Below are 12,978 nucleotides of genomic sequence, written 5' to 3'. Positions count from 1 at the left end.
GTCACGCGAGGGGCCGAATAAACCAACAGGGTCCCCGCGGGGGCCGGCCCTCATGTCGTCGCGGGCGGCGTTCACGGCCCGCGCGCCCGACGCGCGGGACCGGGACCCGCCACGCGGGCGCGGGGGATCAGGGTCCGCCACGCGGGCGGGAGGGGATCAGAACGGCTCGAAGCCCTCGTACTCCTGCTCCGCCTCGTCCCGCTCCGCCTGCCGGTCGCGTCGGCGCTGCGCCGCGGGCCGGGTGCCCTCGAAGCGGTGGTCCTCGCCGCGCCGGCCCAGCATCTCGGCACCGGCCGTCACCGTCGGCTCCCAGTCGAAGACGACCGCGTTCTCCTCCGGTCCGATGGCCACGCCGTCCCCGCCGCGGGCACCCGCCTTCATCAGCTCCCCCTCCACGCCGAGGCGGTTGAGCCGGTCGGCGAGATAGCCGACGGCCTCGTCGTTGTTGAAGTCGGTCTGGCGGACCCACCGTTCGGGCTTCTCGCCGCGGACCCGGAACAGCGGCTCGCCACCCACTTCCTCCCGGGTCACGGTGAAGCCCGCGTCGTCCACCGCCTTGGGGCGGATGACGATACGGGTGGCCTCCTCCCGCGGCTTCGCCTCGCGTGCCCGGGCGACCAGGTCGCCGAGCGCGAACGACAGCTCCTTCAGGCCGATGTGGGCGACCGCGGACACCTCGAAGACCCGGTAACCGCGGGCCTCGAGGTCCGGGCGGACCAGGTCGGCGAGGTCCTTGCCGTCCGGGACGTCGACCTTGTTCAGGACGACGAGCCGCGGCCGGTCGCCGAGCCCGCCGTACTGGCGCAGTTCCTCCTCGATGGTGTCGAGGTCGGAGGCCGGGTCGCGGTCGGACTCCAGCGTCGCCGTGTCCAGTACGTGCACCAGCACACTGCACCGCTCCACGTGGCGCAGGAACTCCAGGCCCAGTCCCTTGCCCCGGCTGGCACCCGGGATGAGGCCGGGCACGTCGGCAATGGTGTAGACGGTCGAACCCGCGGTCACCACACCGAGGTTGGGCACCAGGGTGGTGAAGGGGTAGTCGGCGATCTTCGGCTTGGCGGCGGACAGCACGGAGATCAGGGAGGACTTGCCCGCGCTGGGGTAGCCGACCAGTGCCACGTCGGCGACGGTCTTCAGCTCGAGCACGATGTCCCCGAGGTCGCCGGGTTCGCCGAGCAGCGCGAAACCGGGCGCCTTGCGGCGGGCGGAGGCCAGCGCCGCGTTGCCGAGTCCGCCCCGGCCGCCCTGCGCGGCGACGAACGACGTGCCGTGGCCGACCAGGTCGGCGAGGACGTTGCCGGCGGTGTCGAGGACGACCGTGCCGTCCGGCACGGGCAGCACGAGGTCCTGCCCGTCCTTGCCGGAACGGTTGCCGCCCTCGCCGGGCTTGCCGTTGGTGGCCCTGCGGTGCGGGGAGTGGTGGTACTCGAGCAGCGTGGTCACCGACTGGTCGACGGTGAGGATCACGTCGCCGCCGCGGCCGCCGTTGCCGCCGTCCGGGCCGCCCAGCGGCTTGAACTTCTCCCGGTGCACGGAGGCGCAGCCGTGGCCTCCGCTACCCGCGGCGACATGCAGCTCGACGCGGTCCACGAAGGTGGTCATGGTGGGGTGCCTCCAGCACTTCGGTACGTACGGATCTGTCGTCGGCCCGGCACGCGTGCGGCCGCGCCGTGTGGTGCGTTCCAGGGAAACACGCGAAAGGCGGACCCGCCTTCCCGCATGGGAAGTGAGGTCCGCCTCGCGAAAGTGTTCGGTCTGAGCCTGACCTCAGGCGACCGGAACGATGTTCACGACCTTGCGGCCGCGGCTGGTGCCGAACTGCACCGAACCGGCCTGCAGGGCGAACAGCGTGTCGTCGCCGCCACGGCCGACGCCCGCGCCCGGGTGGAAGTGGGTGCCGCGCTGGCGGACCAGAATCTCGCCCGCGTTCACGACCTGACCGCCGAAGCGCTTCACGCCGAGCCGCTGGGCGTTGGAGTCGCGACCGTTCCGGGTGGACGATGCGCCCTTCTTGTGTGCCATCTCTCCTCAGTCCTTACTTCGCAGCGGCGGGGATCGCCGTGACCTTGATCGCCGTGTACTGCTGGCGGTGGCCCTGGCGACGACGGTAGCCGGTCTTGTTCTTGTAGCGCAGAATGTCGATCTTCTGGCCCTTGTGGTGGTCCACGACCTCGGCCTGGACCTTGATACCGGCCAGCACCCACGGGTCGCTGGTCACGGAGTCGCCGTCGACAACGAGCAGGGTCGAGAGCTCGACCGTGTCGCCAACCTTGGCAGTGGAAATCTTGTCAACCTCGACGATGTCGCCGACAGCAACCTTGTGCTGGCGGCCACCGCTGCGCACGATGGCGTACACGCGGAACCCACTCTCTCGCTCGGGAAACGGACCCCCGCAGGCCAGTCGCCCGACGACGGGCGACCTCTCCCAGCCAGCCCTGCGGCCGGGAGGATGAGGTTTACGGGGAGGCGGCGCGTTCAGTGACACGCCGACGGTCTAGATTACGAGGCCCGGACCGCAGGGGTCAAACCGGGCCCGGGCCGGGCCGCGGCCCCCGTTCCGGCGGACGGCCGGGGGCGCACGCGGCACCGGCGGAACGGGCCGGCGCGGGAGTCCCCCGCTCGCCCGCGGAACGGGCGGGAGGGGGTCCGGCGCCGGGCCCGGTTCCCGGTTCGGCTCAGTCGCCGTCGGCCGGCGTGGAGACGGATGCCGCAGCGGTCTGCTCCGCCGCGGCGGTCTTCTTCGCCGCCGTCTTCTTGGCGGCGGTCTTCTTGGCCGCCGTCTTCTTTGCAGCGGTCTTCTTGGCCGGGGCCTTCTTGGCCGCCTTCTTGGCGGTCGCCTTCTTGGCCGGGGCCTTCTCGGCGGTCGCCTCCGCTGCCGGCGCCTCGGCCGCCGTCGCGGTCTCGGCCGCGTCCTTCGCGGTCTCGGCCGCCTTCGCGGCGGTCCTGGCCGCCTTCTTGGCCGTCGCCTTCTTCGCGACCGCCTTGCCGGCCGCGGTCTTCTTCGTGGCGGCCTTCTTCGCCGTGGCCCGCTTGGCGGTCTTGCGGGCCGCCTTCCCGGCCGCGGCGCTCTCCTCGGCGGCCTCCTGCGCGGCGGCCCCCTCCGGAGCCCCGGCGGACCCGTCGCCCTCCGCGGCCGACGGGACGACCGTGACGGCCGCCTCCTCGGACGCGGTGGGCGCGGTGGCCTTGCGTACGGCGCGGCGTCGCGGACGGGCCGGGGCGGCCGGCTCGGCGGCCGGTTCCCCGCCCGGAGCCGCGGGGGCCTCCGCGGCGGGCGGTTCCGGCGCGGCGGCCGGCGCGGGCTCTGCCACCGTCACCACGGTCTCCTCCGCCCCCGCGGGCGAACCGGCGGGCGCGGACACCTTGCGGGTGGCGCGACGGCGCGTACGGCCCTTGGGCGCGGCTTCGTCGGCTGCGGGAGCCGCCTGCGGTGCGGGGGCCGACGGGGCGGCGGCCTGCGGTGCCGGGGCATGGACGACCGCGTCCTCGACCGCGGCCGGCTCGGCCAGCGCCTCGGCCGCCGACTCCGGCTGCACGGCGCGACCGGCCTCCTCGCCCGCGGTCACCTCCTGCGCCGTGGGAACCTCGGCGGCTGCCGGCCTCGGTGCCCCGGCCGGGGCCGAGGCCCGCCGGCTCGCGCGACGGCGGCTCCGGCCGCGGGTGGCCGCGGCCTCGGCCTCCGCGACGCTGCTGTACAGCTCCTCGTCCGGTGCGACGGGCTCCGCCGGCGGCTCCGCCACGGCGACGGCAGGTGCCCCGGCCTCGGCCTCCCGCGCTGCGGGCACCGCGGGCTCGGCGGCCGCGGGGAGCTCCTCGTGCGGCTGTTCGGCGGCACCGGCACGGCCGCGCTTCTTGCGCTTGCCCCCGCCCCCGCCGGAGACCGGCTGGTCGAGGTGGACGATGACACCGCGGCCGTTGCAGTGCACGCAGGTCTCGGAGAACGACTCCAGCAGGCCCTGGCCGACCCGCTTGCGGGTCATCTGCACCAGCCCCAGCGAGGTCACCTCGGCCACCTGGTGCTTGGTGCGGTCCCGGCCCAGGCACTCCAGCAGGCGCCGCAGCACCAGGTCGCGGTTGGACTCCAGCACCATGTCGATGAAGTCGATGACGATGATGCCGCCGAGGTCGCGCAGCCGCAGTTGGCGCACGATCTCCTCGGCCGCCTCCAGGTTGTTCCTGGTGACGGTCTCCTCGAGGTTGCCGCCCTGGCCGGTGAACTTGCCGGTGTTGACGTCGATGACGACCATCGCCTCGGTGCGGTCGATCACCAGCGATCCGCCGCTGGGCAGCCAGACCTTGCGGTCCAGCGCCTTGGCGAGCTGCTCGTCGATCCGGTACGTGGCGAAGACGTCGACCTCGCTGGTCCACTTCTGCAGCCGCTCGGCGAGGTCCGGGGCGACGTGCGCGACATAGCCGTGGATGGTCTGCCAGGCCTCGTCGCCGCTGACGATGACCTTGGAGAAGTCCTCGTTGAAGATGTCCCGGACCACCCGGACGGTCATGTCCGGCTCGCCGTACAGCAGCGTGGGGGCGTTGCCGTTCTTGGACTTCTTCTGGATCTCCTCCCACTGCGACTGCAGCCGCTCGACGTCCCGGCGCAGTTCCTCCTCGCTCGCGCCCTCGGCGGCGGTGCGCACGATGACGCCCGCGTCCTCGGGCACGATCTTCTTGAGGATGGTCTTCAGCCGGGACCGCTCGGTGTCGGGCAGCTTGCGGCTGATGCCGGTCATGGAGCCCTCGGGCACGTACACCAGGTAGCGGCCCGGCAGGGAGACCTGGCTGGTCAGCCGGGCTCCCTTGTGCCCGATGGGGTCCTTCGTCACCTGGACGAGCACGGACTGGCCGGACTTCAGCGCGGACTCGATGCGCCGCGGCCCGTTGGCCATGCCCAGCGCGCCGAAGTTGACCTCGCCCGCGTAGAGCACGGCGTTGCGGCCCTTGCCGATGTCGATGAAGGCGGCCTCCATCGACGGCAGGACGTTCTGCACCTTGCCCAGGTAGACGTTGCCGACGTACGAGGTCGACTGCTCCTTGTTGACGTAGTGCTCGACGAGCACACCGTCCTCGAGGACGCCGATCTGCGTGCGGTCGCCGTGCTGGCGGACGGCCATGACCCGCTCGACGGCCTCACGCCGGGCCAGGAACTCGGCCTCGGTGATGATGGGCACCCTCCGGCGACCCTGCTCGCGGCCCTCGCGGCGGCGCTGCTTCTTGGCCTCCAGACGGGTGGAGCCCTTGATGGACTGCACCTCGTCGGACGGCTCGGCGGCCTTGCGCGGCTCGCGGACCTTGACGACGGTGCGCTCCGGGTCGTCGGAGGCGGGCTCGCCGTCGTGGCCGGAGTCGCCGGCGCGGCGCCGGCGGCGCCGGCGGCGCCGGCTGCTGGAGTTGGATCCGCCGGCCTGCTCGTCGCCGCGGGACTCGCTCCGCGCCGCCGACTCCTCGGCGTCCTCCTCGGCCTGCTCGGCGGTGTCCTCGGCATCCTGCGCGGCCTGCGCGGCGGCGACCTCGCCGGAATCGGCGTCCGACGGCTCGGTGCCCTCGGCGTCGGGGGACTCGCCGCGACGACGGCGACGGCCGCCTCGGCGGCGGCGACGGCGGGAGCCGGTGTCCTCGCCGTCCTCCGCGGCTTCCGCCTCGCGGACCCCGGTGCTGTCCCCGGTCCCCTCGCTCTCGGCGGGGGCGCTCTCGGCAGGGGCGCTCTCGGCGGGGGCGCTCTCGGCAGGGGCCTTCGCGGCCGGTGCGGCCTCGGGCTCCTCGCCGTGCCCGGCTCCGCGACGGCGGCGACGGCGACGGCCGGCCGGCTCCTGCGGGGCCTCCTCGGCCTGACCGGGCTCGGCCTGACCGGACTTGTCCTGACCGGGCTCGGCCTGATCGGACTCGACCGAGGCGGCGGCCTCGGCGGCGGCCCGCTCGGGGGTCTGGAACTTCGGCTCCGCGAACACCGGCGCCTGGAAGACGGCGACCGCGGGCCGCGCGGGCCGGCGGGGCGTCTCGTCCTCGGTCGTCTCCGGGGCCGGAGCGGAGAACCCGGTCGCCGCCTTGCGCGCGGCACGCCGACGGCCGCGGCGCGGAGCGGACTCCTCGGCGGCCTGCTCGCCGGCGTTCCCGGCGGCCCGGGTGCGGTCGGCCTCGGTGCGCTCGGAGGTCTCCGCGCGCTCGGGGGCCCCGCCGGCCGGGGTACCGGACGCGGTGCCGGTCCGGGCGTCGGCGGCGGCCGGGGCCTCCGCCGTCACCGGGGCCTCCGCCGTCACCGCGGCGGGCGTCCCGGTCGGCGCTGACGCGCGGCGTGTGGCCCGCCTCCGCGAGCGGGGCGGCGCGGCCTCCGCGGCGGGGGCCGGTTCGGGGGCGGTCTCCGGGGCGGTCTCGGCAGCACCCTCTTGGGCGGTGGATGCCGCAGCGGCCGGCTGCGAGGTCTCCTGGGCGGGCGTCGGGGAACCGGCGGGGGCGGCCGCCTGGCGGGTCGCCCGGCGGCGGGAACGGCGAGGCGGAGCGGCCTCAGCCGCGGCCCCCTCGTCCGATGCGCCGGTTCCGGCGGATCCGGCGGATCCGGCGGCGGGAAGGGCCTCGTCGGCGCCGCTGGACACCGCAGTGGCCGGCACCACGGTCTCGGCCGCCTGGGCCGCGGGGGCTCCCTCGGGAGCGGACGCCCGGCGCGTCACCCTGCGGCGGGCACGACGCGGCGCGGCCTCCTCCACCGGGGCTTCCCGACGGGCGGCCTCCTGACCGGCGGCGGGCTCCTCGACGGCGTCCTCGTCCACGGCGACCTCCTCGTCCACGGCGACCTCCTCGGGCTCGGCGGAAGCCGTCGGCGCGACGGCCTCGGCCGCAGCGGCGGGCTCCACGGCCGCGGGGGCTCCCTCGGGAGCGGACGCCCGGCGCGTCACCCTGCGGCGGGCACGACGCGGCGCGGCCTCCTCCACCGGGGCTTCCCGACGGGCGGCCTCCTGGCCGGCGGCGGGCTCCTGGCCGGCGGCGGGCTCCTCGACGGCCGCGGGTACCGAGACCGCGGTGGCGGGCTCGGCAGCCGGTGCGGCCGGGTCGGCGCCCTCGGTGACGGTCTCGGCGCCGGAGGACGGCGGACCGGTGGGGCGGGAGGCGGCACGGCGCCGACGGCGCGGCGGCAGCGTGTCGCTCGGGGTGTTCAGTTCGGAACCCTCAGCGGGTTCGATCGGTTCGAGCATGCGGGCGGTTCTCCCGTCAGGCTCCCGGGCGCCGCGCCCGGTACGGCGTCGATCACTTCGACCGCCGTTGACGTCCGCGGCTCGCGCGATGCGCGGTGCCGCCGTCCGGGGCGCGGGCGCCGCACGGAAGCTCTCTGTGTCCTGTCTCGCCGGTTCCGCACGCCTTGTCGCGTACGGCCTGGCGAAAGTCTTCTGGTCGGTGCGCTGCCCGACCCAGGTGGCTCCCGAGTACGAGGGCGGCGCTACGGCGTGCGTCCCTACGCGGAACCTTCCGGCATCGGCGCCGTCGCGGCGGCAGCGGCCGTCAAGAGGGCCGCCGCCTCGCGGTCGGGCGCGAGCGGGTCGGTCACCGCACCGGTCTCTTCATCGAGCAGCCCCTGCGCCAGCCTGGTCACCGCTGCGGGGACCGGCGGCGCCAGGTCGGCCACGGCGCGGAGACCGGACAGGACGTCGTCGGGTCGTACGGCAGGCGTCACGTGCCGAACAACCAGCCGCAGTATCGCACAGCAACGGTCGCTGGGCCTATCAGCCTGCGCACGGTGCGTTTCCGTCGCCTCCAGTGTCGCAGGTCCGTCGACGGTACGGAGACTCACGGCGGCCGGGCGGGCGTCGAAGGTGCGCAGGCCGTTCTTGGTGCGGCGCTGGACCTCGACGGCCTCGGCCGTGTTGAACGCGGCGACCGCGCGCTCCGCCTCGGCCGGGTCGACGCCGTCCAGCCGCAGCTCCCACACGGAGGCCGTGAGCCGGTCGGCAAGGCCCGGGGTGCGGGCCTCGACCGCGTCGACGACGTCGAGCCCGGCGGGCAGCGACGTGTCGAGGAGGATCCGGAGGGTTTCCGGATCCCGTGGTGCGGTGAGCGCGATCTCCAGGTACTCCGCCTCGCTGCCGGTGCCGGTGGGTGCGGCATTGGCGTACGACACCTTGGGGTGGGGCGTGAACCCCGCCGAGTACGCCATGGGCACCTCGGCGCGGCGCAGCGCGCGTTCGAAGGCGCGCTGGAAATCACGGTGGCTGGTGAACCGGAGGCGGCCGCGCTTGGTGTAGCGCAGGCGGATGCGCTGCACCGCGGGTGCGGGCGGCGGGCCTACGGGCTGTCGCTTGCCCAGTGTCGTCAGTCCTTCGGAAGAGCGGTCGTACTGCCATCTAGAGTACGTGCCGGGCCGCCGGACGGTTCCCGCCAGGCCACCGCGTCGCTCTTCCGGGGGCTGCCGAGCAGCGCCCGGCGGACCTCCGCCCGGGTCTGCCGCACGGTCTGCAGTGCCGACGCACGGGCCTGCCGTACGGCCTCCCCGGCCGAGGCCAGCGCCTGCCGTACGGCCTCGCGCACGCCTCGGGCGATCTCGGCCGCGGGCCGCAGCACGGTGTCCCGTACCGCGCGCCCGGCGGGGGCGAGGACGTGCCGGTACGCCCAGCGCGCCGGCTCCACGAACATCCGCCGCAGGAGTGCGCCCAGAAACCGCCTGACGGCGAGCGAGATCCGTCCGGCGATCCGCCAGGCGTGGCGGAGTGCGTCGGCGAGTTCCCGCCCGAGAACGGCGAGCAGCCGCCCGGCCGGCAGGATGACCCACCGCAGCAGGACGGCCACGGGCAGCGCGACCAGCACCAGCGCCGTCCAGTACAGCGCCCTGGCGGACTTGGCGGCAGCGGCCGCGATCCGGACCGCGCACCAGGCCAGTACCCGCCCGGACGGAAGCAGGACCCACCGGAACACCGCCACGACGGACCCGACCAGGACGCGTCGGACCAGCCAGGCCGCGGCCGCGTACGCGGCGGACCCGATGGTGCCGAGCACCCGCCCCGCGCCTCTCAGCAGCCGTCCCGCGGCGTGCCCGAGGGGCGTCAGCGCCTGCGCGTACAGCCACACCAGACCGGCCGCGCCGGCTCGACCCGCCCGCGCGGCGCCCGCAGCGGCCCAGCGTCCGAGCCGCCCGGCCAGGCGCCCGAGGGGAGTCAGCACCCGCCGGTACAGCCATGCCGTCGGAAGAACGACCAGCACCGCCAGGAGCCAGGCCAGCGCGTGCCCGAGCGGCGTCAGCACCCGCGCGTACAGCCACGCGGCCGACACCGCGACCAGCCACGCCGTCGCCCTGCCGACCGGCAGCACGCCGTAACGCCACAACCCCACGAACGGCCACACGAACACCGCCCGCGCCGTCCACAGCAGGGCCCGGCCGCCCGGCCGCAGCACCGCGTCCCGGAGGAAGCGGACGGCCACCACCAGCGCGTCCCACAGCATCCGCACCGGCACCACGAGCACCAGCGCGACGATCCGCGCGGGGATGCGGACCGCGATCACCAGGCACCCCTCGGCGTGCTGTACCGCGGGGCCCTCACCCGCGGGCGGCACGTCCGGGGCGCGGCGTCGATCCTTCCGGTCTTCCATACCGGTCCAGACGCGTCGGGCGCCCGCACCGTTGCGTGCGGTCCTCGGCACGGCGTCCGGCACATGCCGGACGGGCTCTGCGAGACCTCCGTGCCCCGCGCCCTTCGGGACCGGCGCGCAGTCCGCCCTTCGGGACCGGCGTGCAGTCCGCCTTTTCGGGACCGGCGGCCGGCGGCCGCCGTGAACCGGTGGCCTTCGGTCTCGGCCGGCCGCCGGCGATCCCCGATTCGCCGGGGCGATCGAACAGGCGTGGTCGGTCTCGCTCCTCCGGGCCCCGCCGGGGCCGGGCTCAGAGGTGATTACCGCTCGGGGACAGGTCCCGGGACACGCATCGGACGGGGCGGGCGGGCTCCTGCGCGATTGAGCCGTATTGAGCCGTTCGGTCCATGGCCCGGCCGGGTCAGCAGGCCGAGGGCCGTACTGGGCGTTGTACTTGCTCTCGGACTTCGAGGGGAGCCAGCCGATGACAGGACGTGCGTCATCCGTCGGGCGCGTGCTTTCCGCGCCCGTCGATCTGAACGGCACCGGAAACTACGTGCATTGGGGTGTGGTGCAGCTGTCCGTCGCCAACCTCGTGGTCATCGGGTTGATGCTGGTCGTCTTCGTGGCGGCTCTGCTCCTGCCCTTCCCCCGAGGGCGCGGCCGCCGATGAGCGAGCCGGACGGAGGCTGGACCGGGGCGGTCCGGCGGCGGGCGGTGCGGGCACTGCCCCCGGACAAGCTGCTGCCGAGCACCCAACCCGCGTACATGGCCTCGTGGATCTACGTCTTCGGGGTGCTCACCGTGGCGGCTCTGATCGTCGTCCTGGTCACCGGTGGAGTGCTGGCCTTGAAGGGGCCCGCATGGTGGCACGTCTCGGGGACCGGCAAGTACGTGAACGGTCTGCATTTGTGGAGCGTCGAGCTGTTCATGTTCTTCATGGTCATCCACCTGTGGGGCAAGTTCTTCATGGCCGCCTGGCGCGGTCGGCGGGCGCTGACCTGGGTCACCGGCACGGTGTGCTTCTTCGCCTCGATCGGCACGGCCTTCACCGGTTACCTGGTCCAGCAGAACTTCGACTCGCAGTGGATCGCCGGGCAGGCCAAGGACGGGCTCAACTCGGTCGGCATCGGCGCGTTCTTCAACGTGCTGGACTTCGGCCAGATGCTGATGTGGCACATCGTCCTGCTTCCCTTCGTCCTCGCCCTGCTGACGTTCTGGCACATCCTGCTGGTCCGGCTGCGCGGGATCGTGCCGCCGATCGACGCCGTGCCCGCTCCTGTCGACGGAGCCACGCAGGAGGCGGCGCAATGACCCGACGCCACCGCAAGGCGTCCGTGCAGGACCCGGCCGCTTTCCCCACCAGGCCCTATGACCTGGTCAAGGAATTCACGATCGCGCTGGTGGTGATCGCCCTGCTCACCGCGGGCCTGGCCGCCGTCTTCTCCTCACCCGACGTCACGCCGGTGACCTTGGCCTCCTGGTCGAGGGCCGACGGCGCTGACTTCACGGCTACCGCCGCGTCCGAACTCGGCGGCACCAGTGACACGGCCGAGTACGGGCCGCCGTACAACCACACGCCGGGCGCGGCGCAGAAAATCGGGCCGATCGGGCTGCAGAGCGCCGCGGGGGTCCGCATCCCCGTGGACACGGCGAACGACTTCGTGCTGAGTCCCCTGCGCGACACCCCGGAACCCCCCGCGGTCAGCGCGGCCCTCGCGACCTGGGCCGCCGCTCCGGCGGCCCGGCACCAGGCATGGACCTCGGCCTACTCCGACGCCCTGGACAAGGCAGGCGGCGGTACCCCCGCGAAGGGCGACTACGGCCCGGTCCCCGTCCTCATCGCACGCCTTCTCGAGCTGGCCCGCAGCGGCGCGCTGGACGGCGAACTCCAGGCGGAGGGCAAGTTCTACCAGACCGACTACACCCGTCCGCTGCTCTTCCTCTCCGATGGCTCCTACCTGGAGTCCCTCGCCCGTGCCGAGCACCTCGGCGGCGACCAGTGGGGGATGATGAACGAGACCGGGAACTACCCGGGCCAGGCGTGGCTGTGGCTCTACACCTTCTGGTACCAGATCGAGCCCTTCAAGTCCTCCGGCAACGCCGACGCCCTGGTCTGGGGCCTGATGGCCCTGCTCAGCCTGGTCCTGATGCTCGTGCCCTTCATCCCAGGGGTCCGGTCCGTACCGCGCTGGACGCGGGTGCACAGGTTGATCTGGCGCACGTACTACCGCGAACAAGCTGTGGAACGCGACCGGCGGGAGTGATCCCCGCTCCCGGACGCAGCGTGTGCAGAACTCAGTCGAGGCCGAGTGGACCAGGGCGGGAGAGCAGGTCGGCGACAACGGCTAGCCACGCATCCGGTGAGTACGGAGCCGGAGGGTCGACCTCCATGCCGAGTTCGGCGACGGCGAGAGCGTAGTCGGACTCGTCGAGACCGAGGGAGAGAAGCTCGTGCAGTTCGCCGATCAGCCGGGCGACGAGATGCGGCTCTGTCGAGCCGCGGTAGTCCTCGACGGCCAAGGCGTGGTCGGCGAACTCGTCGGGCATGTCCTGCGAGAACCAGCCGCCGAGGAACTGGCCCAGCTCGGGGAAGCGGGCTTGCCACTCCCAGTGGGTCGCGGGCGTGGCGGGGGCCGGCACCTCGCCCTCCTCGACGCTGCGTTTGATGTGGTCGGCGAGGCAACGAAGCCACTGCTGGACCTCGCCCTCGGCGAGCCCGACATCGGGGATGGCGTAGAACTCCCCCAGCCGCAACCGCAGCCGCCCGGGCGGATTGTCCGCGTAGTCACGCAACTGCCGCTCGGCGATGGCCAGCGCCCACGGTCGGCTGTGCCAGGTCTGCCGGAGATAGGCGGTTAGGGCTGCGCCCGCCTCGTCCGGGGTGTCGTCCGCCGGGTATCCGAGGTAGGCACGCATGACCTGGTCGAGCTCGCCATACCGGCGGTCATGTTCGAGGGGGCTCAGGGGCACGGTGGTCAGCTTCCGCGATCACTACAGATGGATGGGAAATGTGGCGTGGACGGCGAAGCCGTGGGGATGCGAGGCATCCCGCTTGAGGATGACTCGAGCGGCTCGCACCTCGACGGGTTCGCGACCGGCCAGCATCATCGCCTGCAGGAGGACCCGCCCGACCGGCTCGGCCCTGGACGGCCACGACGCCTCGATGGTCAGGCGCGGGCGCGTCGACCGGGCGAGCCAGCGGTGGATCAGCTGCTCGTTCACGGTGACGACCCGCTGGGTCGCCCACTGGGCTGTCTCACGGTCGGGATAGGTCGCGGAACGGGTACGCATGTGCAGATCGCTCTCAGTCCTCGTCGAAGGCCCAGAAGACTCCCACCTCGGAGTCCGCCACGACAACCAGACCGCAGTCGTTGGTGAAGTCGGACAGGCGGTTCCACTCCGTGTCCGGATTCAGCAGGTCAGGATCAG

General features: G+C 73.7%; 10 protein-coding genes. 2 read left to right on the top strand and 8 right to left on the bottom strand.

What is annotated here, in order from left to right; translation table 11 throughout:
• Window positions 1-156: 156 nt before the first annotated feature.
• The 6 genes from obgE to ACL02U_RS28575 form a co-directional block, all read right to left on the bottom strand.
• On the bottom strand, window positions 157-1,602 hold the full coding sequence (gene obgE, locus ACL02U_RS28600) for a GTPase ObgE (protein ID WP_412793874.1): 1,446 nt from the start codon (window positions 1,600-1,602) through the stop codon (window positions 157-159).
• Between the two features lie 165 nt (window positions 1,603-1,767).
• Window positions 1,768-2,022, bottom strand: coding sequence for a 50S ribosomal protein L27 (gene rpmA / locus ACL02U_RS28595; RefSeq protein ID WP_006132816.1), 255 nt, complete (start codon window positions 2,020-2,022; stop codon window positions 1,768-1,770).
• Between the two features lie 13 nt (window positions 2,023-2,035).
• Complete coding sequence (gene rplU, locus ACL02U_RS28590) at window positions 2,036-2,356, bottom strand: 50S ribosomal protein L21 (protein ID WP_412793873.1); 321 nt, start codon at window positions 2,354-2,356, stop codon at window positions 2,036-2,038.
• A 319-nt stretch (window positions 2,357-2,675) separates the two neighbouring features.
• Window positions 2,676-7,184 (bottom strand): Rne/Rng family ribonuclease, encoded by a 4,509-nt coding sequence (locus tag ACL02U_RS28585; protein ID WP_412793872.1) that lies wholly within the window; start codon window positions 7,182-7,184, stop codon window positions 2,676-2,678.
• A 257-nt stretch (window positions 7,185-7,441) separates the two neighbouring features.
• On the bottom strand, window positions 7,442-8,248 hold the full coding sequence (locus tag ACL02U_RS28580) for a TIGR03936 family radical SAM-associated protein (RefSeq protein ID WP_412793871.1): 807 nt from the start codon (window positions 8,246-8,248) through the stop codon (window positions 7,442-7,444).
• A 47-nt stretch (window positions 8,249-8,295) separates the two neighbouring features.
• Window positions 8,296-9,567, bottom strand: a complete 1,272-nt coding sequence (locus ACL02U_RS28575) for a hypothetical protein (protein ID WP_412793870.1) — start codon at window positions 9,565-9,567, stop codon at window positions 8,296-8,298.
• A 648-nt stretch (window positions 9,568-10,215) separates the two neighbouring features.
• On the opposite strand from ACL02U_RS28575, the gene ACL02U_RS28570 reads away from it, so the two are divergent.
• Both ACL02U_RS28570 and ACL02U_RS28565 read left to right on the top strand, forming a co-directional pair.
• Complete coding sequence (locus tag ACL02U_RS28570) at window positions 10,216-10,860, top strand: cytochrome b N-terminal domain-containing protein (RefSeq protein WP_412793869.1); 645 nt, start codon at window positions 10,216-10,218, stop codon at window positions 10,858-10,860.
• The gene (locus ACL02U_RS28565) at window positions 10,857-11,813 is read left to right on the top strand and encodes a hypothetical protein (protein ID WP_412793868.1); all 957 of its coding nucleotides are present in this window, start codon (window positions 10,857-10,859) and stop codon (window positions 11,811-11,813) included. Before ACL02U_RS28570 ends, ACL02U_RS28565 begins: the two co-directional genes overlap by 4 nt.
• A 31-nt stretch (window positions 11,814-11,844) precedes the next feature.
• On the opposite strand, the gene ACL02U_RS28560 is transcribed toward ACL02U_RS28565, so the two are convergent.
• Together ACL02U_RS28560 and ACL02U_RS28555 are read right to left on the bottom strand one after the other, a co-directional pair.
• Complete coding sequence (locus tag ACL02U_RS28560; protein WP_412793867.1) at window positions 11,845-12,519, bottom strand: contact-dependent growth inhibition system immunity protein; 675 nt, start codon at window positions 12,517-12,519, stop codon at window positions 11,845-11,847.
• A 21-nt stretch (window positions 12,520-12,540) separates the two neighbouring features.
• Window positions 12,541-12,840 carry an RNase A-like domain-containing protein gene (locus ACL02U_RS28555; protein ID WP_412793866.1) on the bottom strand — a complete coding sequence of 100 codons (300 nt, stop codon included), beginning with the start codon at window positions 12,838-12,840 and terminating at the stop codon, window positions 12,541-12,543.
• Between the last annotated feature and the right edge of the window lie 138 nt (window positions 12,841-12,978).

Source organism: Streptomyces sp. MS06, from assembly GCF_047200655.1.
GTDB lineage: Bacteria > Actinomycetota > Actinomycetes > Streptomycetales > Streptomycetaceae > Streptomyces.
This window is presented reverse-complemented; position numbering and strand designations above follow the sequence as displayed.